Annotated in this window: 18 protein-coding genes and 1 pseudogene; 11 read left to right on the top strand and 8 right to left on the bottom strand. The window is 58.5% G+C overall.

Going from position 1 to position 25,337, the window contains the following annotated elements:
• Positions 1-66: 66 nt before the first annotated feature.
• From MSKU9_RS08200 to MSKU9_RS08185, 4 genes and pseudogenes are all read right to left on the bottom strand, one after another.
• Positions 67-1,458: an NAD-dependent succinate-semialdehyde dehydrogenase gene (locus MSKU9_RS08200; protein ID WP_141260802.1), complete on the bottom strand. Its 1,392-nt coding sequence runs from the start codon at positions 1,456-1,458 to the stop codon at positions 67-69.
• 81 nt (positions 1,459-1,539) lie between these two features.
• Positions 1,540-2,697 carry an iron-containing alcohol dehydrogenase gene (locus tag MSKU9_RS08195; RefSeq protein WP_141260832.1) on the bottom strand — a complete coding sequence of 386 codons (1,158 nt, stop codon included), beginning with the start codon at positions 2,695-2,697 and terminating at the stop codon, positions 1,540-1,542.
• Between the two features lie 85 nt (positions 2,698-2,782).
• Positions 2,783-3,379 (bottom strand): TetR/AcrR family transcriptional regulator, encoded by a 597-nt coding sequence (locus MSKU9_RS08190; RefSeq protein ID WP_141260801.1) that lies wholly within the window; start codon positions 3,377-3,379, stop codon positions 2,783-2,785.
• A gap of 78 nt (positions 3,380-3,457) precedes the next feature.
• Positions 3,458-4,364 (bottom strand): annotated as a pseudogene (locus MSKU9_RS08185) (LysR family transcriptional regulator).
• A gap of 172 nt (positions 4,365-4,536) precedes the next feature.
• Here MSKU9_RS08185 and MSKU9_RS08180 point away from each other — a divergent pair.
• The 9 genes from MSKU9_RS08180 (at position 4,537) to add (ending at position 14,545) form a co-directional block, all read left to right on the top strand.
• Entirely contained in the window at positions 4,537-5,538 is a 1,002-nt protein-coding gene (locus tag MSKU9_RS08180; protein WP_141260830.1) for an aromatic ring-hydroxylating dioxygenase subunit alpha, read from the top strand.
• Between the two features lie 13 nt (positions 5,539-5,551).
• Positions 5,552-6,496 carry a PDR/VanB family oxidoreductase gene (locus MSKU9_RS08175; RefSeq protein ID WP_141260800.1) on the top strand — a complete coding sequence of 315 codons (945 nt, stop codon included), beginning with the start codon at positions 5,552-5,554 and terminating at the stop codon, positions 6,494-6,496.
• 99 nt (positions 6,497-6,595) lie between these two features.
• Positions 6,596-8,218: an MDR family MFS transporter gene (locus MSKU9_RS08170; protein ID WP_141260828.1), complete on the top strand. Its 1,623-nt coding sequence runs from the start codon at positions 6,596-6,598 to the stop codon at positions 8,216-8,218.
• A gap of 85 nt (positions 8,219-8,303) precedes the next feature.
• Positions 8,304-8,858 carry a TetR/AcrR family transcriptional regulator gene (locus tag MSKU9_RS08165; protein WP_141260799.1) on the top strand — a complete coding sequence of 185 codons (555 nt, stop codon included), beginning with the start codon at positions 8,304-8,306 and terminating at the stop codon, positions 8,856-8,858.
• Between the two features lie 210 nt (positions 8,859-9,068).
• On the top strand, positions 9,069-11,072 hold the full coding sequence (shc, locus tag MSKU9_RS08160; RefSeq protein WP_227002412.1) for a squalene--hopene cyclase: 2,004 nt from the start codon (positions 9,069-9,071) through the stop codon (positions 11,070-11,072).
• Between the two features lie 246 nt (positions 11,073-11,318).
• Positions 11,319-11,909 (top strand): TetR/AcrR family transcriptional regulator, encoded by a 591-nt coding sequence (locus MSKU9_RS08155; RefSeq protein WP_141260798.1) that lies wholly within the window; start codon positions 11,319-11,321, stop codon positions 11,907-11,909.
• Complete coding sequence (locus MSKU9_RS08150; protein ID WP_141260797.1) at positions 11,906-12,112, top strand: hypothetical protein; 207 nt, start codon at positions 11,906-11,908, stop codon at positions 12,110-12,112. Before MSKU9_RS08155 ends, MSKU9_RS08150 begins: the two co-directional genes overlap by 4 nt.
• Positions 12,109-13,479 (top strand): sodium:solute symporter family protein, encoded by a 1,371-nt coding sequence (locus tag MSKU9_RS08145; protein WP_141260796.1) that lies wholly within the window; start codon positions 12,109-12,111, stop codon positions 13,477-13,479. The genes MSKU9_RS08150 and MSKU9_RS08145 overlap by 4 nt, the downstream gene beginning before the upstream one ends.
• A 31-nt stretch (positions 13,480-13,510) precedes the next feature.
• Positions 13,511-14,545 carry an adenosine deaminase gene (gene add / locus MSKU9_RS08140; RefSeq protein WP_141260795.1) on the top strand — a complete coding sequence of 345 codons (1,035 nt, stop codon included), beginning with the start codon at positions 13,511-13,513 and terminating at the stop codon, positions 14,543-14,545.
• A 31-nt stretch (positions 14,546-14,576) separates the two neighbouring features.
• On the opposite strand, the gene MSKU9_RS08135 is transcribed toward add, so the two are convergent.
• The 3 genes from MSKU9_RS08135 to MSKU9_RS08125 all read right to left on the bottom strand — a co-directional run bounded on the left by MSKU9_RS08135 (position 14,577) and on the right by MSKU9_RS08125 (position 18,818).
• Complete coding sequence (locus MSKU9_RS08135) at positions 14,577-16,853, bottom strand: TonB-dependent receptor (RefSeq protein WP_227002411.1); 2,277 nt, start codon at positions 16,851-16,853, stop codon at positions 14,577-14,579.
• Positions 16,854-16,958: 105 nt separating this feature from the next.
• On the bottom strand, positions 16,959-18,320 hold the full coding sequence (locus MSKU9_RS08130) for an MFS transporter (protein ID WP_141260794.1): 1,362 nt from the start codon (positions 18,318-18,320) through the stop codon (positions 16,959-16,961).
• 93 nt (positions 18,321-18,413) lie between these two features.
• Positions 18,414-18,818, bottom strand: coding sequence for a TetR-like C-terminal domain-containing protein (locus MSKU9_RS08125; RefSeq protein ID WP_227000903.1), 405 nt, complete (start codon positions 18,816-18,818; stop codon positions 18,414-18,416).
• Positions 18,819-18,851: 33 nt separating this feature from the next.
• On the opposite strand from MSKU9_RS08125, the gene MSKU9_RS18545 reads away from it, so the two are divergent.
• Positions 18,852-19,070, top strand: a complete 219-nt coding sequence (locus MSKU9_RS18545; protein WP_227002410.1) for a hypothetical protein — start codon at positions 18,852-18,854, stop codon at positions 19,068-19,070.
• A gap of 273 nt (positions 19,071-19,343) precedes the next feature.
• Here MSKU9_RS18545 and MSKU9_RS08120 read toward each other — a convergent pair whose 3' ends face one another.
• On the bottom strand, positions 19,344-20,012 hold the full coding sequence (locus MSKU9_RS08120) for a TetR/AcrR family transcriptional regulator (RefSeq protein ID WP_227002409.1): 669 nt from the start codon (positions 20,010-20,012) through the stop codon (positions 19,344-19,346).
• 632 nt (positions 20,013-20,644) lie between these two features.
• Here MSKU9_RS08120 and bcsA point away from each other — a divergent pair.
• Positions 20,645-25,216: a UDP-forming cellulose synthase catalytic subunit gene (gene bcsA / locus MSKU9_RS08115; protein ID WP_141260792.1), complete on the top strand. Its 4,572-nt coding sequence runs from the start codon at positions 20,645-20,647 to the stop codon at positions 25,214-25,216.
• The last annotated feature ends 121 nt before the right edge of the window (positions 25,217-25,337 follow it).

The following is a 25,337-nucleotide window of genomic DNA, read 5'->3' as shown; positions in this document are numbered from 1 at the left end:
CAAGGGGGATTTATTATTGCGGTCCATAACGGGACGTCATCCCGTCATTATCCACAACTGTCTGGTTCAGAACGGCGCGTCGATATCCACCACGTTGATCAGCTTGTGGTTAATGAACTCCTTGATGCCAAGGCCGATCAGTTCACGGCCATAGCCCGAGTTCTTGATGCCACCGAACGGCAGGTCGGCCTTGGGTGACAGCGGATGGTTGATGAACACCATGCCCGTGCGGATGGCGCGTGCCACCCGTGCACCGCGTGCTTCGTCCTTCGTAAATACGGAACCACCCAGCCCGTAAGGGGAGTCATTGGCGATACGGATGGCGTCCGCTTCATCCTTTGCGCGGTATATCTGGGTAACGGGACCAAAGAATTCCCAGTGACGGGCTGCATTCTTTTCATCAAGCCCCGACATGAGCAGCGGCTGGAAAAATGCGCCCTGTTCCGGCACCGGCGCCCCGATGATCTCGACCTTCGCGCCCAGATCCATCGCCCGCGTGACCTGATCGCGCAGGTCGTCTGCCGCTGCCTGTGACGACAGGGGAGCAAGCGTGGTGGCCGGGTCCATCGGGTCGCCCGCCTTCAGGGCCGCAACACCTTCCTTGTACAGGGCAAGGAACTGGTCATAAACGCTATCTGCCACGATCAGGCGCTTGGCCGAAACACAGACCTGACCGGCATTCCAGTGGCGGCCGATAACCGCCCAGCGGGCTGCTTTTTCCACATCGGCGTCATCCAGAACGATAAAGGCGTCCGCGCCCCCCAGTTCCATGGTCGCCTTTTTCAGCGCCTTGCCCGCAATGCCGGCAATAACGGTGCCAGCCCCTTCCGAACCCGTCAGGGCAACACCACATACGCGCGGGTCGTTCAGGATCATGGCAGTGTGGGGGCGCGCCGCATACAGGTTGCGGAACAGCCCCTTGGGCAGGCCAGCTTCCGCCATCAGTGTATCAAAAGCTGCGGCACACTGCGGCAGGTTGGATGCGTGCTTGAGCAGCACGGCATTACCGGCTGAAAGCTGCGGCGCGATAATGCGCACGACCTGATAGAAGGGGAAGTTCCACGGCTCGATCGCCAGCACGATGCCCAGCGGTTCGTGAACCAGGACGGGTCTGCCTTCCGCAGCGTTGGCAACCGGCAGTATTTCCGGCTTCAGCAGTTCTTCGGCATGGTTTGCGTAGTATTCGAAGATCTCGGCAGAAAGAATGACTTCCTTCTTTGACTCATCAAACAGCTTGCCCATTTCCAGCGTGCCAAGACGGGCATATTTATCAATGTCACGGCGCAGGATGGCGGCAGCCGCGTTCATGACTTTTGCCCGATCGGCAAAGGATGTGTCGCGCCAGCTTTCAAATGCAGCGTGCGCTTCGCTCAGGGCCGTCTGTACTTCCGCGTCCGTCGCATCAGCGAAGGTTGCAACAACTTCGTTGGTATAGGGATTGGTTGATGCGTAAGCCATTTTGGATATCTGTCCCTTAATATAGCCAGTTATGCCCGGGATACGATGTGTGCCCGTATCCCGGTGGTATTTCAGTGGAAATCAGGCAGCGGATTCGAGGATCTGGCGGCTGACATCCAGCGTGACATCACCGTTTTCACCCAGATGGGTCATGCCGTGATCTTCAAGCTGCTGCACCAGGTCGTTAATGCCATCAGCCCCGATGTCGTAAGCCGACAGGCGGGTCGGCACGCCAAGGTTTTCAAAGAATTCCTCGGTCTTGCGGATAACCGCGTCGATCCGCGCATCTTCGCTGCCTTCGGTCAGGTTCCAGACCCGTGCGGCATATTGCAGAAGCTTGGCGCGCTTTTCGGTGCGGCGCACCTTCAGCAGGGCGGGGAACACCATGGCCAGCGTGCGGGCATGGTCGATGTGGTATTTCGCCGTGATTTCATGACCAATCATGTGCGTGGTCCAGTCATGCGGCACGCCCGCGCCGATCAGGCCATTCAGTGCCAGGGTCGCAACCCACATGAGGTTGGAGCGCAGGTCATAATCTTCCGGTGTGGCGACGATACGCGGCCCGATTTCCACCAGGCTGGACAGCAGTCCTTCGGAAAAGCGGTCCTGCGCCATGCCGTCGACCGGATAGGTCATGTACTGCTCCATCACATGCACGAAGGAGTCCACGACACCGTTGATGACCTGCTTCATGGGCAGGCTCATGGTGCGCATGGGGTCGAGCACGGAAAAGCGCGGATAGACCAGTGGGTTGGAAAACAGCAGCTTGTCACCCGTGGACTGACGTGAAATCACGCTCAGGCAGTTCATTTCGGACCCGGTCGCAGGCAGGGTGACAACGGTGCCCAGCGGCAGTGCCTTCTTCGCCGCTTCTCCCTTGCTGACCAGAATGTCCCATGGCTCGCCTTCATACGGCACGGCGGCAGCAACGAATTTGGTACCGTCCATAACCGACCCGCCACCCACGGCCAGAAGGAAGTCGAGCTTTTCCGCCCGCACCATGGCCACGGCTTTCATCAGGGTTTCGTAAGTCGGGTTGGCTTCAATGCCGCCAAACTCACGGAAGGTCCGCTTGCCCAGTGCCGCTCGCACCTCATTCAGCGTGCCGCTGCGTTCCGCGCTGGAGCCACCATACAGAACGAGCACGCGGGCTTCAGGTGACAGCTGTTCATCAAGGCGTGCAATCATGCCTTTGCCAAACAGGACCCGAGTGGGGTTGTAGAATTCGAAATTCTGCATTTTCACACCTATTGGACCGGTCGTCTTTAATGGACCGGTCATCTATTAAAATCGTGGAATAGGGCACTCTGCCATGCTCCGGAAACTAGATTTCCAGTAGCTGCCTGCTTGCTGCCCAGGCATGATCAAACGGCGGAGAACTGTGGGTGATCTTCACCATAAGCGTCGAACCCAGCCAGAGCTGGTACAGCGACGCCGCCAGCACTGGCGCGGGTTGCCGTGTATTGCCAATGGACCCTTCCGCCTGACCAGTGGCAATGACTGCGCTGATCCGGTCAATGACCGTACGGGTGCCGACATCCAGAATGGCGCGCATCCGTTCGGACAGGTCCGATACTTCAGCCGCCAGCTTTACGATCAGGCATTTGTTCCCGATCTGCCCTTCGATATGGGTATCGCGCCAGAACTGGCAGTAGCGTGTGATCCGTTGTGCCGCATTCCCCTGACCGTCACTAAGGATATCGTTCATCTTTATCAGATAGTCATCGATGTAAGTCTGAAGCAGGGCTTCGCCAAATGCTTCTTTTGACTCGAAGTAATGGTAAAACGATCCCTTGGGAATGCCCGCGACATCCAGTATCTGCGCCAGACCGACAGCCGAAAAACCACGCTGGCCGATCAGCGGCCGGGCCGCTTCAAGGATGTGCTGCCGGGCAGCGCGATGTTTTTCTGCAATCTTCATGGGAGTGTATATAGGGCGGAGCGGCGTGGGTGTCCATGAAAAAATTAGACCAGTCGTCTTTTTCCTGAATCCATCTGCTCAGGTCATATGCCGGGACATGATGTCCTCGATAATGTTCTCGACCAGATGCGTGGTGCGCGAAAGCTGGCGCGTGCGGTCATGCACCAGTGCCAGCGTAAGGTGCGGCACGTTTGCACCCACAAGTGGCACAAACGCCAGATCCCCCCCGCATGACTTCGGACATCACATCCAGAAAGCTCAGGAAACAGACGCCGATGCCGGTTGTGACAAGGGAAATGATCATCTGGACATTATTTGCCCGTGCCGCAACGTGGGGGATAATGCGCCGGGTATCCATAAGCCGTGCGAAAACGGACGAAAGTGCAAGCGGCTGTTCCGGCACGATCATGGGGTAATCTGCGCATTGCGTCAGCCTGATGGCGGTATGTTGCGCCAGCGGGTGGTCGGGTTGGCAGACAAAACCAAGCGGAAAGGACATGCGGCGGATGATCGTAAGGTCGCGCATTTCTTCGGGGTCCAGAACCAGGGCAAGGTCGCCTTCGCCAGACAGCAGGGCCTGATGAATCCGTTGATTGTCGCGGATGTTCATGTTCAGCACCACGCCGGGGTGGCTGTGGTTCATGCGCGTGACCAGTTCGGGCAGGAAGGCGCGTGACAGGGCTTCGGGCGCCAGCAGGTCAACCTGGCCACGACGTATGCCCTTCAGGTCATCAATCTGGCGGTTCAGGTCATCAAGATCCCTGACCCAGCGCCGCGCACAGCCATACAGCAGTTCGCCCGCCGCCGTCAGGCGCATGCCGGTGGGCAGGCGTTCGAACAGCGGGGTCTGTAACTGTTTTTCCCCCAGCAGGATGTGCCGGTTGATGGCGGACCCCGCAATGTGCAGGTCCTCGGCCGCCCTGCGGATGGAGCGGTGGCGGGCCACAGCCAGGAAATAGACCAGAAAGCGGGAAAAGGGCTGCATGCGTTCTTATTTTGCGAATGAATAAGGATCAATTATGATATATCTGAGAGCGCGTCGCATGTGAAATGATCTTTCTGAAAGCCGCCGGACAGTCCCGGCCCGTTCAGGAGAACCGATCGTGACCACCACAGCCAGCATCCGTCCCACAGAAACCCGCAGCCTGCCCCGCACCATGATGTTCGATATCGATGACTGGAATATTCTTGCCCGGTGCTGGTATCCCGTTGCCCTTGTGCGTGAACTGGGTGAACAGCCGCTGGGTGTTACCCTGCTGGATGCGCCGCTGGTGGTCTATCGGGCGGGTGAGGGTATTGTCATTGCCGATGATCTGTGCCCCCACCGTGGCGTGCCGCTCAGCATGGGGAAAGGCGACGGGCAGACCGTGGCCTGCGCCTATCACGGGTTCCGCTTTGGCGGGCAGGGGAAATGCGTCCGGGTTCCCGCCCACCCCGACAGCGCCATTCCATCAAAGCTGAACCTGCGTACCTATCCGGCAGTGGAACGATATGGCCTGATCTGGACCTGCCTGCGGCCGGAAGGGGATACGGTCGCCATTCCGCCCATGCCGCACTGGAATGACCCGGCCTTTCAGCAGATCAACTGCCCGTGGATCGATATTGCCGGTTTTGCAGGAAGGCAGGTCGAGGGGTTCATTGACGTGGCGCATTTTGCCTTTGTCCATACCGATACCTTTGCCGATCCCGAAAATCCCGTTGTGCCGCCCTATAAAACCCGCATCACGCCGGATGGGTTCGAAGCGGAGTACCGCAGCAGTGTCGGCAATTATCCCATCGGTAAATCCGACCGGGGGCGTCCGGGTTTTGAATGGCTGCGGCATTTCCGGGTGCATGTGCCTTTTGTCGCGACACTGGAGATTCATTTTCCCGATAACGGCCGCCTTGTCATCATGAATGCGGCCTCACCCGTATCAGCCCGCCAGACGCGTATGTTCGCGCCCATGTGCCGTAACTTCGACAGGGATCTGCCGCTGCAGGATGTGTACGATTTCAACCTGAAGGTGTTTGAGGAAGACCGCGCACTGGTGGAAGCCCAGAAACCGGAAAACCTGCCACTGGATCCGACGCTGGAGGCGCATGTGATGGCGGACCGTAGCTCGATCGCCTATCGCCGCGCCCTGCGCACGATGGGGCTGAGTCAGTTCTTTACTGCCTGAAGGAAGCCCGGTCATGTCTACCCTGTTTCCTGTCATCATTGATGCGGCAGCACCGGAGGGCGCCGGATGTGTACGCCTGCGTCTGGTTGCCCGCCCCGGTGATGACGCCCTGCCTGATTTTGAACCCGGCGCGCATATTGATGTCATGACGCCTGCAGGCATGATCCGGCAGTATTCCCTGTGTGGACCGGCTGATGATCCATCCGCTTATGAATTGTGCGTCAAGCATGAGGCGGATTCCCGTGGCGGATCGGACTCACTGTGCACGCAGGCCCGGCAGGGCATGGAGTTGCAGATATCCGGCCCGCGCAATGCGTTTTCCCTGCCACCGGCACAGCACTACATTCTTGTCGCGGGTGGAATTGGTATAACCCCGCTGCTGTCCATGATGGTACGGCTGCAGCGTAACAGTGCCGACTGGCAGCTTTATTATTACGTCCGTGTGCCGGGCCAGGCACCGTTTGGGGATATGCTGCGTGAAAGTCCTTGTCGGGACCGCGTCCGGTTCAGCCAGAGCCTGAAAAACGGGTATCCGGATGCGCTGGACAGGCCATGTGCCGATACGGCGATCATGCTGTGCGGACCGGATGGTTTCATGAATGCCGTTTATGCTCATGCCATTGCGGCCGGGTGGCGGGCGGACCAGATCCATACTGAATATTTTCGGCCCACGGAACCGTCGGATGTCCTGTCAGACCGTCCGTTTGACGTGGTTCTGGCGCAGTCGGGGCAGACTGTGACCGTGCCTGCGGGGCAGAGCATTGCATCCGCCCTGCTGGCGGCGGGGGTGGACGTTTCCCTGTCGTGCGAACAGGGCATGTGCGGTGCCTGTGTCGTGCCGCTGCTGTCCGGTGAAGGGGACCACCGGGATATGGTCCTGACGGAAGAAGAACAGGGTAGTCATATTGCCCTGTGCTGTTCACGCAGTCGCAGTCCATCCCTGACACTGGATATGTAAGAAATTGTAAAAAAGAAAAGGTTTCGGAAGTCGCCTTTTCCTGAAAAGGCGACGTTTCATGAAGCTTTTTGAAAAAGCCTTCCCCGGAACGTCTGCATGATGTGCTGGATGCTGCAGGCCGCTTTTCCGTTCTGGGCGATCAGGGGCGTTGCCTTGCCTGTCCCGCATGACTGGCTGCATGATCGGTTTTTGACGTTACAGGATCCCTTCGTGCAGCCTTCTTCTACTGTGGCAACCGTTTCCGCCTATACACCCGCGACACGCATCCTTGTTTTCAGCGGCCTTATCCTGACCATGGTCATGGGGGCGCTGGATCAGAGCATCGTATCGACCGCGCTGCCCACCATTGTTACCGACCTTGGCGGGCTTGCACATATGTCATGGGTGGTTACGGCCTTCATGCTGACCTCCACCATTGCAACACCCATGTATGGCAAGCTGTCCGACATGTTTGGCAGAAGGCCGTTGCTGGCGTTCAGCATCGGGGCTTTTCTTGCGGCGTCCCTGCTGTGTGGGCTGGCGCAGGGCATGTGGCAGCTGATCGTGTTCCGCGGGCTTCAGGGCATCGGGGCAGGCGGGCTTATGACACTGTCGCAGACGGTGATCGGCGACATGGTTGCGCCGCAACAGCGCGGACGGTATCAGGGCCTGTTTACCGGGGCGTTCGCGGTCAGTAGCGTGGCGGGCCCCTTTCTGGGGGGCGTGCTGACCAGTGCGCTGTCATGGCGGTGGGTTTTCCTTGTCAACCTGCCGGTCGGCGGTCTGGCCATGGTGCTGGTCATGCTGGGCCTGCCTGCGGGTCAGCGCGAGGCCAGGCCCCGGATTGATTATGCGGGCGCTGCGTTGCTGAGTGTGGCGACAGCGGGTTTCCTGCTGCTGTTCAATTCGCTTGGCACGACACTTGCGTGGACTTCGCCGCTGACATGCGCGCTGCTTGGCGCCAGCGTGGCGTTTTTCATGCTGTTCATCCGCCAGGAACGGCGCGCACCCGAACCGCTGGTCAGTCTTGACCTGCTGCGTATCGCCAGTTTTTCCATCTGCGTTGCTGCAACTGGCATCATGTCGTTCGCGATGATGGGATCATTGGTTTTTCTGCCGCTTTACTACCAGCTTGTCCTTGGGCAGACCCCGGAAATGTCGGGATTGATGATGCTGCCGCAGGTGGGCACGATGATGGTCAGTTCGGTGGCGGGGGGGTATGTCTCATCGCGGACGCAGCGTTATGCGCCACTGCTTGCGCTGGGTGTCGGCATCGAATTCTCGGCGCTGACCCTGATCGCGCTGTGCGCCCATCATGGCGCGCCTGCCCTGTTCTTCCTGCTCAGCCTTGGGGGACTTGGCGTGGGCATGGGGATCGGCATGCCCAATGCAACGGTCATCATCCAGAACTCCGTGCCGCCCGGCATGCTGGGAATAGCCACGGCCATGATGTCCTTCATCCGCTCGCTGGGTGGGGCGCTTGGTGTTGCGCTGTCAGGTGGCGTCATGGCGCTGACATTGCACAACCGACTGCATGCCCTGTCGGAAAAGATTGATGTGACGGCATTTCTGGAAAAGGGCATGGCCGCCGTCCGCGGGCTGTCGCCTGAAATGCACCTGCAGATACGTGATGCCTACAAAGCTGCGATCAGCGCCAGCCTGAGCGTCAGCAGCAGCTTCATGTTCGTGGCGTTCCTCATGATTGTCGGGTTGATGGTGCGTAACGGGCGGCCATCCGCCTGATATGCGGCACGGCTGATTCCGGGTTGCGCGATGACAGTGCGTGTTTTATTTCCATACGATCGGATTGAAACGGCAGAGGCACCGCATGGCGCGTCCCAGAACCATTGACCGTGAAAATGTCCTGGACTGTGTCGAACATCTTGTCCACCGCGAAGGCGTGGCGGCCCTGACGCTGGAAGCCGTGGCAAGGGAAGCGGGCATTACCAAGGGTGGCCTGCAGTACTGCTTCGGCAGCAAGGACGACCTGATTACCGCGCTGATCGACCGCTGGCTTGCGGCATTTGATGCAAGCGTCGCCCGGCATATCGGCCCCGATGCCGGTATTATTGACCGGGCGCGTGCCTATGTCCTGACCGTCAGCCAGATTGATGATACAACCCAGATCAGGATGGTGGGCATGCTTGTCACCTTGCTTCAGTCGCCAAAATATTTACAGAAGATACGTGCGTGGTACGCGGGGTGGTTTAACGGGTGCGATCCTGACTGTCGGGAAGCACGTCAGGCCCGCACCGCGATCTTTGCCGCTGAAGGAGCATTTTTTCTAAGGAGCCTCGGTTTTATGGAAATGGACCCGGGATGGTGGAAAACGGCCTTTGCCGATTTTCAGCATCTGATCCTGTCCGACCCCCGCATGCCGTGATTCAGGCCAACAAGATCATTCAGATCCTCCATGACATTTCGCACAGGTATGGAAAACATGACTAGGGAAAGTCGCCCGTTAACAAAGACCGCCTCATCTTCCGACGCAGTAATCCACGATATCGCTTCCGGCACTACTTTCCCCGCAGCTGGTATTCAGTCCGTGAAGGGGAAGGATAAATCCCTGCCCGCGGCTTCGGCGCTCCGGACAATGGATAACAGTCTGTCCCATGCAATTTCTTCCGCCTGTGACTGGCTGGTCGGGCAGCAGAAACCCGACGGGCATTGGGTCGGCCCGGTTGCGTCCAATGCCTCCATGGAGGCGGAATGGTGCCTGGCCCTGTGGTTCCTTGGTCTTGAAGATCACCCGCTGCGCCCCCGTCTGGGCAAGGCGCTGCTGGAAATGCAGCGCGAGGACGGATCATGGGGCACCTATTATGGCGCCGGGAATGGCGACATCAACGCGACGGTCGAATCCTATGCTGCCCTGCGTTCCCTTGGTTATCCTGCCGATGATCCCGCTGTAAGCCGGGCCGCTACATGGATCGCCAGCAAGGGGGGGCTGAAAAACATCCGTGTATTCACGCGGTACTGGCTGGCCCTGATCGGGGAATGGCCGTGGGAGAAAACGCCGAACCTGCCGCCTGAAGTCATCTGGTTTCCCAATAAATTCGTCTTTTCCATCTACAACTTCGCGCAGTGGGCGCGTGCGACACTGGTGCCACTGGCCATCCTGTCCGCACGCAGGCCCAGCCGCCCGCTGCGCCCGCAGGACCGTCTGGACGCCCTGTTTCCCGGGGGGCGCGCGAATTTCGATTACGAACTGCCCGCCAGGGGCGAACGGGACCTGTGGGACAGGTTCTTCCGCACGACAGATCGTGGCCTGCACTGGCTACAGTCCAGATTCCTCAAACGCAATACCCTGCGTGAAGCTGCCATCCGGCACATGCTGGAATGGGTCATCCGTCATCAGGATGCTGATGGTGGCTGGGGCGGCATTCAGCCGCCATGGGTTTATGGCCTGATGGCGCTGCATGGCGAGGATTATCAGTTCCATCATCCGGTCATGGCCAAGGCACTGTCTGCCCTGAATGATCCCGGCTGGCGGCATGACAGGGGCGATGCAAGCTGGATCCAGGCCACGAACAGCCCGGTATGGGACACCATGCTGGCCATCATGGCGCTGCACGATGCTGATGGCGAAACCCGGTTTTCGCCGCAGATGGAAAAAGCACTGGGCTGGCTGCTGGACCGTCAGGTCCGGGTCAAGGGCGACTGGTCCATCAAGCTGCCGGATGTGGAACCCGGTGGCTGGGCATTTGAATATGCCAATGACCGTTATCCCGACACGGATGACACCGCCGTTGCGCTGATCGCGCTTTCTTCATGCCGTAACCGGGAAGAATGGAAAAAACGCGGGGTGGAGGACGCCATTCGCCGTGGGGTGAACTGGTTGATCGGCATGCAGAGTGAATGTGGCGGCTGGGGGGCGTTCGACAAGGACAATAACCGCAGCATCCTGTCAAAAATTCCGTTCTGTGATTTTGGCGAGGCCCTTGATCCGCCATCCGTTGATGTGACGGCGCACGTTCTGGAAGCCTTTGGCGTTCTGGGTCTGCCGCGCGACCTGCCTGCCATCCAGCGTGGGCTTGCCTATATCCGCGCCGAACAGGAACCGGATGGGCCGTGGTTCGGTCGCTGGGGTGTCAATTACCTGTATGGCACGGGTGCGGTCCTGCCCGCCCTTGCCGCAATTGGTGAGGACATGACGCAGCCCTATATTACCAGAGCCTGTGACTGGCTGGTGGCGCACCAGCAGGAAAATGGCGGCTGGGGTGAAAGCTGCGCGTCCTATATGGAACTGTCCGCGGTCGGGCGCGGCCCGACCACGCCATCGCAGACCGCGTGGGCGCTGATGGGTCTGATCGCAGCCAACCGCCCGCAGGATTACGGGGCGATCGCCCGCGGGTGCCGTTACCTGATCGACCTGCAGCAGGCTGACGGTAGCTGGCATGAAAAGGAATTCACCGGCACCGGATTCCCCGGTTACGGGGTTGGCCAGACCATCAGGCTGGATGACCCCGCATTGTCAAAACGGCTGCAGCAGGGGGCAGAACTCTCGCGTGCCTTCATGCTGCGCTATGACCTGTACCGGCAGTTTTTCCCGATCATGGCGCTCAGCCGTGCATCACGTCTGATGAAACTGGAAAAGTAGGTCTTCTGGCTGGGGCGCGTCCTCAGCCACTAGCCGGATCGAAAAATAGCGGTTTTCTGGCTAACGTTGCGCGGGACGCGCCCTGCTGAACTTTTCAGGCTGTCTTTGCGGCAGCCTGCCCCTGTCGCGTCCCGTCGTCGTCATTTCGTCAATCATGATAGGGCCCATGTGAACGGCACAACGTGTGTAATTGACTCATTTACGGCATTATGACACACATGTGTCACAACTGCATGTGTGTGTCATATGTTACGTGAAGAATATGCCGCCCTGACCCGACAGCGCATTATCGACAGCTTCATTGCCCTGCTTGAAGAAATGGATGATGTGGCAGTCCCGACGTCTGCCATTGCAAGGAAGGCGGATGTGTCATTGCGGACTGTCTATCGCTATTTTCCATCGCGTGATGATCTGCTGCGCGCGACAGGTGACTGGCTGAATTCGGAAGTCTTCGGGCTGGTATCCGGTACGAATGAAAAGGAACTGGTGCAGGGTTTCCGTACGGCTGCGGAGAAATTCGACAGTCGTCCCAATCTTGCCCGTATCCTTGCCCTGACCCGTATCGGGCGCTCAATGCGCATCCGGTTTCGGAATGAACTGGCAATTCGTCGGCGTCAGGCATTGTGGCGTGACACGCCCGATGTACCGCCAGCGGCCAGGTTGCGGGCGGAAGCTGTCGTGGCCTGTCTGGATAACGTGCTGTCGTGGCTTACGCTTAAGGAAGAATTCGGCATGAACGGCAAGGACGCAGGTGCCGTCATCAGTTGGGCAATAGAGCTTGTCCTGCGCGAAACCCGTGCTGAAGCCAGCCGGCATGATGATACGGGACAGTCATGAATCCGGATCGTCAGCCAGATCGACCGGATTGGCGGCGTGTCGCACTGGGCCTGGGTGTGCCGTTCATGGCCATTGTTCCTGTCGCCCCGTTTCTGGGATTCCTGTCGTGGACGATTATGGGGATTCCGGTCATCCTGGTCTGGATGTTCGTCTGGTTCCCGCTGACATCCCTCTGCCTGTGGCTGTGTGAGCAACGATCATGATGGCTGCGATTGTGGCGTGTGTTGTCCTTCTGTCGCTTGGCGCGGCCTGCCTTGCCCGATCGCGTTCGCAGCATCTGTCGGTGGAAACACTGCTGGTGGCGGACAGGGCGCTGCCTGCTCCCATGCTGTTTATCCTGACAGTGGGGGAAATCTACAGTATCGGGTCGATTGTTGCCTTCCCAGCCGGGCTGTACGCCCATGGGATCAGTTATGGATACTGGTTTCTGGGTTATCTTCTGCTGGCATTTCCGGTTGGGTATTTTGTCGGTCCCGCCATATGGGAACGGGCCCGGCGATATGATGCCTGCACGGTGCCAGAAGTATTTGGCAGGCATTTCGGAAGCCGTATTTTCGAACGCCTGACAGCATGGGGATGCATTGCCGCACTGGTGCCGTGGGGACAGTTCCAGTTTATCGGGCTGCGGGCGACGCTGGGCATGATGGGCCTGCCGGGCGCGCCGGCGGCGGGACTGGCGGGATGTGCGGTCATTGCCTTTGCATACGTGGCATTGGGTGGCATGCGCGCATCGACCTATGTCGCGTTTCTCAAGGACAGCCTGATGCTGTTCGGGATTGCGGCTGTCGGTGTGGCGGCAATCTGCGCGCAATATGGTGGGACAGGGGTACATGTCGCCCATCCTGTCGTGTTCCGGCAGCCTGCCGTGACGGATATGGTCTTTGCCGTCAGTACGATTGTCTATCAGGGTGTCGGGTTCTATTTCCAGCCATCCGTTACGCCGTACCTCTTTACGGCGCGTTCTGCACAGGCGGTGCGCAAAGCCATGGTGTTCATGCCGCTTTACATGCTGATGTATCCCTTTGCTGTATTTGCCACGTATTTTGCCGTCCGTTCATTGCCACCGCTACATAATGCGAACGGGGTGTTTTTTCATGTGGCGAACGTACTGTTGCCCCCATGGGTGGTGGCATTGGTCATGGCGGGCGCAGTACTGGCGGGATTGCTGGTTTTGGCCGCGACATCGCTGAACATTGCGGCGATGATGACACGCAGCATCATGCCCCGTCTGGCGCACGGACATCCGCGGCGGGCGATCAATCTGGGTGTTATCCTGTTTCTGATGCTGGCGTTGGTGGCAACGGCGCATGCCCCCGCCATCATGCTGACGGCACTGAACATCAGCGGTTATGTCGGCATCCAGTTTGCATCGTTGTGGTTTGTTGTCCTGCTGGACTGGCCTGTTTCAGCGCGTGTCGCGGGGGCAGGGGTCGTGTGTGGGGCTGCGACTGCGATTGCACTGTTCGCCAGCGGCCTGTCCGTTGGGGGCATCAATCCGGGTTTTATAGGGCTTCTTGTCAATTGTGCGGTTGTGTTCTGCCCGCTGTGGCGCGGGAGGCGCGTTGCATGACGGCCCCCGAAAAGGATGAGCGAGTATGAATATGGATGCGATTATACGGAAGATTCCAAAAATTGACCTTCATTGCCATCTGGCGGGGGCGGTGCGGGCCACGACGGTCATGTCCCTGGCGGCAGGGAATGGTGTCGCACTGCCCATAACCGATCCGGATGCGTTTTACCGTTTTACGGATTTCTATGATTTCCTGTCCCGGCTTGAGACCATTGGAAAGTGCATCATCACGCGTGATGATTTCGCACGCATAGCCTATGAAGCGATGGAGGATGGATACCGTCAGGGCAACCTGCGCTATGCCGAGTTTTTTTTCAGCCCCGATTATCATTATCCCCATGGGGTCCGGTACACGACAATTGTAGATGGCCTGATTGATGGCCTGCGCGCGGCAGAAACGGAACTGGGTGTGGTCGGGCGACTGATCCCGGCCATCAACCGCGAACTGGGGCCGGAAGCTGCCATGACCATGGTCAGGGACGTTGTGGCCAATCCACGCGCGGAAGTCATCGGGATCGGGATGGATTGCGCGGAATGCAAGGGACCGCCCGAACTGTTCCATGATGCCTATGCACTGGCGCGCGCTTCGGGACTGCGCTGCACGGCTCATGCCTGTGAAGATAACCAGACGCTGGAACAGGCGCCTCCCCAAAACGTCATGACGTGTCTTGATGTGCTGGGCTGTGACCGGATCGACCATGGCTATAACCTGCTGGCCGATCCCGAACTGGTCTGTCGCTGCCGTGAACGTGGCGTGGCCTTTACGGTCTGCCCGCAGACCTGTGTGCCTGAACGCTTGGAAAAACGCTGGACGTCCCTGAAGGCCATGGCGCAGGCTGGCCTGTCCATGGTTCCCTGTACCGATGATCCTGCCATGTTCGCGACGGATATCGGGACGGCGTACGTTACGATGGCTCGTGTATTATCACTGGACGTACATGCGGTGGCAGACCTGTCGCTGCAAACGATTGATGCGACATGGCTGCCGGATGTGGAAAAAGATGCCCTGCGGAACGACTTCAGACAGCAGATCAGATCACTGATCGGATTACGCGACGACAACTGAGTGAACGTCGCATCTTTATTGATGAAGGGTTCTAAAAGGCTGCGGTAAAGCGCGCCCCATAGGTTGCGGGCGCGGTCAGGATGTCCATCCCGTCGGTCAGTGCATAATCCACGACGCGGTTATTGAAGGCATTGTTGGCAAAGACGACAAGCTGGTTCTTCTTCCACGCCATGCCCAGCGTCAGGTCCAGACGGTCAAGCGAATGCCACGGGACATTGGTGATATCCAGCACGCCACCTGCCTCATGATGCCAGTTTGCATTGAACAGCAGGTTGTAGGTGGGCGTTAAGGGATACGCCATTTCGGATCGTATGTTTGTTGTCCATGTACGCGTATCGGGCAGGAGCTGGTTGGCAACGCAACTGCCATATGACCGGCCGCCGGACATGCGGGCATGCAGCCAGCCCATATTGCCTGATAGTGACCACCAGCGGGTCAGCACAAGCTGGGCCGAAAGTTCCGCGCCGTATGTCCGCGCACTGCCGACATTGGCAAGATAATAGAAACTGAACGCGGCAGGCGCACGCGGGTCGGCTTCATCCAGCAGCAGATGTTTCTGTGTCATGTAAAACATGCTGGCATTTACGCCCAGACGCCCGCCAAGCCACTGCGTGCGTCCACCCAGTTCGTAATTGGTTGCTGTCTCCTCGCCATACGGTATCAGGGATGGGGTTGTCGTGGTCGTGCTGAAACCGCCCGCACGGAACCCGTTGCTGTACAGGGCATAAAGGTTGACGTTGTGGAAAGGGCGGTAATTCAGCTCTGCGCTGGGGCTCCAGTTGCCATAGGTTGCCGTGTCATCCAGCGAGATGTTCGGATAGATATCCCCGAACAGGGCGGCAATGGCCCGACCACTGACATCCATGGGATTGTTGTACTGGTTGTAGGACAGCGTTTTCCGGTCGCGTGCATATCGCGCCGTTGCCGTCAGGCTGAGGGACCGGGTAATATGAAATGTGGAAGAAACGAACCCGGACCATGACTGTGTCGCAATACCTGATCCGGGACCCGGGGCATATTCGCTCTCGGCCTGCATGCCGGTATCGGGAAAACCGCCCCCGGGGATGGAGGAACATGTCGGGTCACCCCGTAAGGCACCACAGGCAATGTTGCCCCATATCCCCTGCAGAAGGCTCAGGTTTATTTTTGTATTGTATATCTGTTGAAATGAAAAATATTCATGGAAATAGGATGCGCCCGCCATAAAGGTCAGACGGCGGTTCCGGGGGGAAGACCACAGCAGTTCAGTATAGTAATTACGCGTATTTTCATGGCGGACAAACTGGTTCTGTAACGTAAGGGGATAGGAGGAAGCCGACAGGTCCGTGCGGTCCCCGTCCTCTACGGCATCCAGATGATAATCCCGATAGGAAGACAGCCACTGGAATGTGCCCCAGCGTGATTTATATGTAAGATCCTGTGAAAGGTAGAACTGGTGGTTATGGGAACGGTCGGGGGTGTCGCGGTAAACCGTGCCCGATGTTTCGTCTGCCCCGCTCTGGATCAGGTTGGCGACGCCATCGGGTGCGTAGCCAGCCAGGGACGGTCCGTGCACATCGGCATATTCCGCCATCCATGTCAGCGACAGGTTGTCATTGGGTACCCACTTTGCCCCCAGCCGCAGGCCCTGCTGGCGGTAGCGGTCTTCATATTCATGCAATGTGGCGTTGTAGAGTGATCCCCGTGGCTGGTCGATGTACCAGCCCGTCAACCGGATGGCAAAATGATGGGATAGCGGCACGTTGATTGCGCCCTGTAATTCACCCCGGCCATAATTGCCGTAGGACCCGGTCAGGTATCCCCCTGTTTTCTGTTCTGGTGTCGCGTATATCATGTTGACCGCACCGCCCACGGCGTCACGTCCGTACAGGCCAGTCTGCGGGCCGGGATTGACCTCGACCCGTGCGACATCGACCTGTGGGCCAAGGTTGGTGCGCAGGCCCCCGTCATAAATACCATTGCGGTACATGCCGAAATTGGGATCAGCGTTGTTGTCCACCTGCCGGATGCCACGGATATTGATGTATGTATTGATGTTCTGCGGATCAGTCGGCACCACGGCGTTCGGCACCATGTCCATGATGCTTTTCATATCCAGGACATCAAAGGTATGCAGTGTCTGGCCGCTGATGGCGGTTGTGGGGGCGGGGACGTCAGATAGCCGCTGCGACGTGCGCCGGGCTGTTACTTCCATCTGTTCGGCCTGTGGCCTGTCGTGTTCTATATGGGCGACAGGATGCTTCCGGTTTTTCTTGTGGGGAGACGGGGTTGCTGCTCCAGCAGGAGGCATGACGGAATGCACTGTCATGAAAAACAGCATGTATACAGGCCATGATATCCTGCATGCCTGTCGTTTCCTGTCAGCAGGAAAGGAATATCCAGGTATCATTCTTTAACGGGCATCCGGATGATGTCAGCGTCCATGCAGGCGATGGCGGATCAAGGTATGCGCGTGGCGTCCAATAGGGAAACGAAAAATGATAACCGCCGCGATCAGTTGGGGAATGCTGCACAGGACAGTGTAGCATGACAGCAGGCCGGTCAGTGGAAAGCCATGGTTGACCTGTCCGGCATGATAATGGACCCATCCAAGGATGATGAACCCCGCGCCACCGCCTATGGCAAGGGTGGCTTTGGTTACCAGTGTGTTCAGGGCATAAATGATACCGGATTTGTTGGTCCGTGTCTTCCAGATATCATAATCGATCACATCCCCCAATACGGCGGCGGGTGCGAAATTTGCAGGTGCGGATAATGCTCCGCCCACGGCTGCCAGCAGCATGATGAAGGGCAGGTTCTGCATGCCTGGCGCTGGTAGCAACGCAAGCGGGCGCGTTACCGCGGTCAGGATAATACTGATGGCCCATATGTCGTGGCGTTCGAGCCAGCGTTCCGATCGTTCCCATAACGGGATGGCGACAATGGTGGACAGGAAAAACACGATCATTATGACCGGAAACGCCCCGCCAACCTGCAGATGGTCATTCAGGAACAGGTATGTCGTGGACAGCCATATTCCCTGTCCTATGGCCCATAGGCCGATGGCAGAGAAATAAAGGGTGAGGGGACGGTTCTTTTTCAGGGAATGCACGAGGTCGGGTAATGTCGGCGCGCAGGTTCGTTCTTCGGGTGATCTGCCGGGAATGTAACGCATGATGCACAGGACGGCCGGCACCATGAGCGTCATATACAACCAGACAATGACGGACAGTGTTCCCTGCGTGAAACCCGCCGTGCCATAGACCCGGAACAGGATGACAGGAACCAGCCAGAAAATCAGGCTTCCCGCAACGGTAAACAGGCCAATGACCGCGTTGATGCGTGTGCGCAGGGATGGACGCGAACCGAGTTCGGCACTCCATGCGCTACGGGGAATTTCAAACAGGGAATACCCCAGATACAGCACGGAGGCCCATAACCCGTAATATATGACTGTCGTATGCGCAGATGGCTGGAACAGAAAATACAGGGCGATACAGCAGATGATGGCGCTGGCTACGCCCCATATCCCACGACCGCCCGTTCGGGTAGCAAGGCTGTCGGACATGAAGCCGATGGCCGGGTCCACCAGCGCATCAATGATCCTGCATAATGATGTAACCGTACCGATCTGCACAAGGGTGACAGCCGTATGGCTGGCATAGAAGGCCGGTATGAAAATGTTCATCGGCAGAATAATGAAAGCCGCCGGCAGGGCCGGAAAGGCGAAGAGCCATGTCTGTGATCGTGTCAGCTCCGGTCGCGCGACCGGAGTTTTGGGAAGGGCTGAAACCATGACAGCTGAATCCTTACCCCTTACGCGGTCCGGTTTTCAAATCGGGGGTGAAAGGTACCACCTGTCCCGGATGGAGGAAAGGGATGGGCAGCTTCAGGATTTTGCCCCCAGAACCCTGGCCAGATCACCTTTGATGAAAGCATCCAGAATGCCATTCAGGAACGCGGCGATGCTTTCACGTGGGTTGCTGGTTTGTGCAAACGGTCCCTCGATGGCATTGGCGACAAACAGGTTCGACAGGCCGCATAGCATGGCATACATCCCATAGCCGATCTGTGCCCTGCTTCCCAGTGCCGCCATGTCGTTGGGGCCGAAATCATCGCTGATGGTAAAGACCTTGTAGCCGTATATAAGCTCCATAAGATCCTCGAATGCAGCGCCCGCCGTCAGGCGGTACCGGGGATAGGTATAGGCATCGGGTATATAGCCAAACATCAGGCGATAAAGTTGTGGATGGGTGTGCGCGAAGTCAACGAAATAGAAAACGGTTCGCTTCAATGCTTCCGTCCTGTCTGCGGATGTGCGACCGATATGGGCTGCCTGATCCCGGAAAACCTCGAAATAATCTGCGGCTATTTCAAGCAGGAGATCGTTCAGGCTTCCGTAATGGTTATAGAAGTTCGCTGGCGCTACCTTGACTTCCCGCGCAAGGCGACGCACCGACAGATCTTCCAGCCGTTCGGTTTCCAGTATCCTGACGGTGGCAATCCGGAGATCTTCGGCGACGTTTCCTTTATGGTAGGCTCTTGAAATGGGAAGTCATCCTTGTGGGCGTGGGCGGATCTGGCGAATCAATCCATATGAATGGGGCAGGGGGTGCTGGCCGACATGATCAGGACAGAACCTGCGGCTTATGACTGCACAAATATGGCAGGAAAAAGGTAGTTTCAGATACACAATTTTACATAGTCAAAGTCCCGGGTTGGTCCGTAATCTTTATAATTTCATTATGGCTGCCGCCTGTAATGTCAATTTTTTAGGACAGCCCTGCTTGAAAGCCAAGAGACGACCACTATCAAGGCTTTATGCCTTGCGTCCCGTCGGTCGGGTCAGGGCTTCATGCAATTCGTTGTGAATGAAGGCATCGATAATACCCTCGATCATTTCCTGCTGTGCCTGACCGGGGTCCTTGCCAAACAGCAGCTGGCCATCTGCCAGCATCATCGCCAATCCGTGCCCCATTGCACACAGGCCATATCCGATACGTGCGCGTTTCCGGGTACCTTCAATGTCATGAAGGTGGAGCATCTTCTGGCCATATACAATTTCCAGCAATGTTGCGAACGCCTGTATCGCGGCGTTATGGTAGATCTTGTGGGAAATGGCGTTGGGTACAAAGCCGAACATGATCCGGAATGTCTGCGGGTGGCGCTGGGCAAAGCTGGCATATTCTACCAGGGCGGCCTTCAGCGCATCCGTACGTGTAACCGTGTTGCGCTGAAAATAGCGTAACTGTCGGGTGCATTGCACGAATGAATCGGCGGCGATCTGCAACAGCAGGTCGTGAACGCTGCTGAAGTGGTTATAGAAATTGGCAGGCGTCACGCCAATTTCCCGCGTCAGGCGCCGCACCGATACACTTTCCGCCGTTTCCCGATCCAGCAGGCTCCGCGCCGTGCGCAGCAGGTCCTCCGCGACATGTCCTTTGTGGTAACTGCCGCTGCGCATTGCAGGCGGAGTGGTGGTCTTCATGACCATTCCCTTTGCATGCTGTCCCATATGGGAAAGTGGGCACGCCGCGTCAGGACTGTCCGGTCGGCGTTCATGCGGGCTTCCGTACATCTTTGATGTTGATGATAATGAACAGTGTTCACATAGATTCCTATCTGCAAGGCGTCAAGCGGGGCCGGGTGCGGCATGACAGTCGCGAGAGGAGCGGGTGGTCTGTCTATGGTGCTGATAATGAAACGAAAATATAGATAAGTGTTCTCTGCAAAACAAAAATATAAATACATCCTCCCATGTCTCGGGCAATGGTCCGGGTACGTCCTGCCAATGGGTATGGTAGAAAGCTGTCTTCCGGTCTCCAGTTTTTCTCTTGACAGAAGGTTGATGCAAAATTAACACCGTTCGCATTGTCCGGGTGTGGGGTCATGCAGCACGTTGGCGGCTCGTAAATGAATTGTTTCGGTATTGCGTGACGGGAGAGTCGGGCTGCCAGAATTCCCTTCTGGTTTTGGAAGTAAATGGTATTTGTTTTTTCGGAAATATTTTGTTTTATTTCCGATAAAAATTCACGAGTGCCTGAAAATTCACGCCGCTGCATCTATGCGGGTAGTAGAAATATCAGATATTTTTATTGTAGGGCAGTGGTATAGCTGACGATGTACAGAACAGGCTTCATGACCGGGAAAGTCGCCGGGTTACTTGCACGGACGGGGCTTGACCGCGTTCCGGTGTGGGTGCCGGTCGTACTGGGTGTGGCCATTATGGCGTTTGTCGGCTCGGTGACGGTTGACCCTGCGATGCAGGGCCTCATTTCCATTGGTACGGTTACGGTCCTGCTGTTTCTCAACCGGCGGCCGGGGCGGGGAATCACCGTCTTTCTCATGATGCTGTCCCTGCTTGTGTCGCTGCGCTACATCGTGTGGCGGCTGACCACGACGTTGCAGTTCGATAACTGGTTACAGACGGGACTGGCCCTGCTGCTGCTGATGGCGGAAACCTACGCCCTGGTGACGCTGTGCCTGAGCTATTTCCAGATGGCGTGGCCACTGCGGCGCAGGGAACACCCCCTGCCCGACGATACGGCGCAATGGCCGAGCGTGGATGTGTTCGTCCCGTCCTATAACGAAGAACTCTCCCTTGTCCGATCGACGGTGCTTGGCGCGCTCGACCTCGACTGGCCCGAGGACAAGCTGCATGTCTACATCCTTGATGACGGGCGGCGTAAGGCGTTCCGTGATTTCGCGGTGGCGTCAGGGGCGGGCTATATCATCCGTTCCGAGAACAACCATGCCAAGGCCGGCAACCTCAATCACGCGCTACAGGTAACGCACAGCCAGTTCGCGGTCATTTTCGACTGCGACCACGTGCCGACGCGGGGGTTCCTCAAGCGCACCATCGGCTGGATGATGGCCGATCCCAATCTCGCCCTGCTGCAGACACCACACCATTTCTACGCTCCCGACCCGTTCCAGCGTAACCTTGCAAGCGGGATGCATGTGCCACCCGAAGGCAACATGTTCTACGGGCTGGTACAGGACGGCAATGATTTCTGGGATGCCACGTTTTTCTGCGGTTCCTGCGCCATCATCCGGCGCGAGGCGGTCATGAAAATTGGCGGCTTCGCCACCGAAACCGTGACCGAGGACGCGCATACCGCGCTGAAGATGCAGCGCAGGGGGTGGGGGACGGCCTACCTGCGCGAACCGCTGGCGGCGGGCCTGTCCACGGAACGGCTGATCCTGCATATCGGGCAGCGCGTGCGCTGGGCCCGCGGCATGATCCAGATCATGCGGCTGGACAATCCCATGCTGGGTGCAGGACTGCGGTGGGAACAGCGGCTTTGCTACCTGTCGGCCATGTCGCATTTCCTGTTCGCCATACCGCGGGTAACGTTTCTGGTGTCGCCACTCGCCTATCTGTTCCTCGGGCAGAACATCATCGCAGCGTCGCCGCTGGCCATCAGTGTCTATGCGCTGCCGCACATTTTCCATTCGGTCCTGACCCTGTCGCGGATTGAGGGACGGTGGCGCTATTCGTTCTGGAGCGAAATCTACGAGACATCGCTCGCGCTGTTTCTCATCCGCATCACCATCGTCACCCTGCTGCAGCCGCACAAGGGCAAATTCAATGTGACGGACAAGGGGGGGCTTCTGGCGCGGGGATATTTCGATTTCAGCGCGGTGTATCCCAACATCATTCTTGCCGTGGTGCTGTTTGCTGCCTTTGTGCGCGGGATATTCGGCATCTTCTGGGAGTTTCATGACCGGCTGGCGCTGCAGTCTTTCGTACTGAATACGCTGTGGGTGGTCATCAGCATGATTATCGTCCTGGCGTCGATCGCGGTGGGACGGGAAACGCGGCAGACCCGCCACGCGCCACGCGTCACCGTCAAGCTGCCCGTCGCCGTCACTGACGCCCATGGCCGCAGGTTTAACGGTCATACGTATGACATCTCGCTGGGCGGGCTTGCGGTGAAAGGCAACTGGGCCACGGCCGAAATGGAAGGGACCGAGGTCACGGTCCATTACGACAATGCGCGCGACGGTATCCATGTCGGCGTTCCCGCGCAGGTCATGGGGGTTGGGCAGGACATGCTGCGCCTGCAGTGGATCCGGCGCGACCTGCATGATGAACAGCAGATCGTCAGTATGGTCTTCGGGCGCAATGACGCCTGGGCCAACTGGGCGGATTTCCCGGCCGACCGCCCGCTGCGCAGTCTTGCGATGGTGTTCCGCAGCATCGGCGGCCTTTTCAGCAGGCGCGGGCCTGAGGCATCGCGTCCCATGTCGGACGGGGGGGAGGAGGACCTTCCCGCCACGGAAGAAAAACTGGAGAAACAAAGCCTCGTGCTGAAACCTGTTCCCCGTAGCGTTCGTAACGGCGCTACCGCATCCGCCGCCCTGTTTGTCGCATTTACGGCCCTGGTGCCGGTCGCCATGGCCCAGGAGGCGGTGCCTGTGGCCATGACGCCAGTCGTGGACCAGACCGGTGTCACGACGGATGCCCCCTTCGGGGACAGCAATACCGGTAACGTCCCGGACGAGACGCCGGCTATCGATCCCCTCGCCGCCGATCGCATCAGCGATACGGAGGTGACACGCACCATTACGTTCCGCAACCTTGGCGCCACGACCGGTCCGCTGACGCTGCGCGGGTATTCCCCGCTGCAGGGGCTGGATGTGGTCGTGCCTGCCAACCGGGTGGTAACGCATGCGCAACTGACGCTGTCGGGTGCGCTGTCGCCTTCGCTGCTGCCCGAGGCGAGTGCCGTGACGGTCACGATGAACGAACAGTATGTGGGCACCATCAAGGTTGATCCGCAGCATCCGCAGTTCGGGCCACTGACATTCGATATCGACCCGTTGTATTTCACGGGCGACAACAAGCTCAATTTCCGTTTTGCCGGGGAATACCGGCGTGACTGTAATGACCTGTTCAACGAGATCCTGTGGGCGCGCATCTCCGACCTGTCGCACATTACGCTGACAACGGTGCGCATCGCGCCAGAACGCAAGCTTTCGCGCCTGCCTGCTCCCTTTTTTGATCCCAACCTGCGTTCCACGCTGCGTGTCCCCGTCGTGATGCCTGCGACGGGGGACAAGGGGGCGCTCAAGGCGGCAGGGCTGATTGCGTCGTGGTTTGGCAAGGTCGCTGACTTCCGCAAGCTGTCCTTCCCCGTCTCGACCACCATCCCGTCTTCGGGCAATGCCGTGGAAGTGGGCGAAAACCTGGTTGTGGACGCCAATGGCGCGCGGCCAGCAGGGCCGATGGTGGCAGAAATCGCCAACCCCAATGACCGCTGGGGCACGGTGCTGGTTGTGACCGGGCGTAACGCACATGAAGTGGAAGTCGCGGCCCGCGCGGTGGTTTTCTCACCAGATACGCTGGGTGGCGTGGCCTCGAAGGTGGTCAGTGATGTCAACCTTGAGACACGCCGTCCCTATGATGCGCCTGCCTTCGTGCCGACGGACCGGCCCGTGCGCTTTGGCGAACTGGTGGGGGCGGCGGACCTGCAGGGTGGCGGCTTCACGCCTGCGGGCATGACGCTGCCGTTCCACCTGCCACCCGACCTGTATACGTGGCGCGGCCGACCGTTCCTCATGAACATGTGGATCCGCGCGCCCGGCGGTCCGGTGGTCGATCTTGAGACGTCGCGCGTCGATGTCAGCGTCAATAACAACTACCTGCAGAGCTATACGCTCTCGCCGCCGGGTCTGTGGCGCAAATGGTCCGAACGCCTGGTCAACCAGCACACGGGGGCTACGGGCCATGTCACGGCGCTGCCGCCATGGCTCCTGTTCGGACAGAACCAGCTGCAGTTCAACTTTGACGCCCGTCCCATTGATCGCGGCGCGTGCCGCCGCACGCCGGGCGACATCCGCATGAGCGTGGATTCGGATTCCACGCTGGACTTCCGGCGCGGCCACCATTTTGCACAGCTACCCAACCTGTCCTATTTCGCCGAGGCGGCCTTCCCGTTTTCGCGCATGGCCGACCTGTCGGAAACGACCGTTGTCCTGCCTGACCATCCCGATGCGGGCACGGCCGGGGCGTTCCTTGACCTCATGGGCTTCTTTGGCGCCTCGACGTGGTATCCGGCGGCGGGCGTGGAAATCATGAAGGCGGATGAGGTGGAGCAGGCCCCGCCGAAAGGGGATATTGTCGTGCTGGGCACGGCAACACAGCTTGGCCGGGCGACGGCTGTGCTGGCCCGTTCCCCCTATGTGATCCATGACCAGCACATCACGGTGGGCCAGCACATGGGGCTGCAGGGGATATGGTACCTGTTCCAGGACCGTGACCATGCGGGGCTGAAAAATGGGGTGACGGCCAACCTGAATGCCCCCATTGCGGAAGCGGGGGTAATGCTGGCCGCGCAGTCGCCCTATGACAGCCAGCGCTCGGTCGTGGCCTTCATGGGGGATACGCCCGAACGTATTCATGACATGGTGCTCAGCCTGCGTAACAAGACGGACCTGCCGTCACTGCAGGGTGACCTTGTGCTCAAGAATGGCGACCAGTTCACCAGCTACCGCACGGCGCCGCTTTATACCGTAGGTTCCCTGCCGATGTGGATGCGTCTTGACTGGTACCTTGGCCGTCATCCCGCAGCGCTTTACCTGACCGGGCTGGCTGGCACGGGACTGGCCGCACTCGGGATCTGGGCATGGCTGCGTGGCTGGTCGCGCAAGCGGGTTGCGCATGACGACCTGACGGGGGATTTGTGATAGGTCATCTTCATCCCTTTCCATCATTACGACGTTCATGGCCGTCGGCATGGCGGCGGGACGCCAGTGCATGTGGCGGACGTCGTGAACACGCCTGGGTCATAATCGAAATAATCATGGT

Origin of the sequence: Komagataeibacter diospyri (assembly GCF_006538165.1) — a bacterium.
GTDB classification, from domain to species: domain Bacteria; phylum Pseudomonadota; class Alphaproteobacteria; order Acetobacterales; family Acetobacteraceae; genus Komagataeibacter; species Komagataeibacter diospyri.
Note: the sequence above shows the minus strand (reverse complement) of the source record. Positions and strands in the feature narration are given on the sequence as shown.

Coding starts and splice junctions, on each gene's coding strand:
- MSKU9_RS18545 (WP_227002410.1), top strand. CDS start 18,852: ATGGGCTGCCTGATCCCGGAAAACCTCGAAATAATCTGCGGCTATTTC.
- MSKU9_RS08150 (WP_141260797.1), top strand. CDS start 11,906: ATGAATCCGGATCGTCAGCCAGATCGACCGGATTGGCGGCGTGTCGCA.
- add (WP_141260795.1), top strand. CDS start 13,511: ATGGATGCGATTATACGGAAGATTCCAAAAATTGACCTTCATTGCCAT.
- MSKU9_RS08135 (WP_227002411.1), bottom strand. CDS start 16,853: ATGACAGTGCATTCCGTCATGCCTCCTGCTGGAGCAGCAACCCCGTCT.
- MSKU9_RS08120 (WP_227002409.1), bottom strand. CDS start 20,012: ATGAAGACCACCACTCCGCCTGCAATGCGCAGCGGCAGTTACCACAAA.
- MSKU9_RS08130 (WP_141260794.1), bottom strand. CDS start 18,320: ATGGTTTCAGCCCTTCCCAAAACTCCGGTCGCGCGACCGGAGCTGACA.
- MSKU9_RS08145 (WP_141260796.1), top strand. CDS start 12,109: ATGATGGCTGCGATTGTGGCGTGTGTTGTCCTTCTGTCGCTTGGCGCG.
- MSKU9_RS08195 (WP_141260832.1), bottom strand. CDS start 2,697: ATGCAGAATTTCGAATTCTACAACCCCACTCGGGTCCTGTTTGGCAAA.
- MSKU9_RS08175 (WP_141260800.1), top strand. CDS start 5,552: ATGTCTACCCTGTTTCCTGTCATCATTGATGCGGCAGCACCGGAGGGC.
- MSKU9_RS08190 (WP_141260801.1), bottom strand. CDS start 3,379: ATGAAGATTGCAGAAAAACATCGCGCTGCCCGGCAGCACATCCTTGAA.
- MSKU9_RS08180 (WP_141260830.1), top strand. CDS start 4,537: ATGATGTTCGATATCGATGACTGGAATATTCTTGCCCGGTGCTGGTAT.
- MSKU9_RS08170 (WP_141260828.1), top strand. CDS start 6,596: ATGTGCTGGATGCTGCAGGCCGCTTTTCCGTTCTGGGCGATCAGGGGC.
- shc (WP_227002412.1), top strand. CDS start 9,069: ATGGATAACAGTCTGTCCCATGCAATTTCTTCCGCCTGTGACTGGCTG.
- MSKU9_RS08165 (WP_141260799.1), top strand. CDS start 8,304: ATGGCGCGTCCCAGAACCATTGACCGTGAAAATGTCCTGGACTGTGTC.
- MSKU9_RS08155 (WP_141260798.1), top strand. CDS start 11,319: ATGTTACGTGAAGAATATGCCGCCCTGACCCGACAGCGCATTATCGAC.
- bcsA (WP_141260792.1), top strand. CDS start 20,645: ATGTACAGAACAGGCTTCATGACCGGGAAAGTCGCCGGGTTACTTGCA.
- MSKU9_RS08200 (WP_141260802.1), bottom strand. CDS start 1,458: ATGGCTTACGCATCAACCAATCCCTATACCAACGAAGTTGTTGCAACC.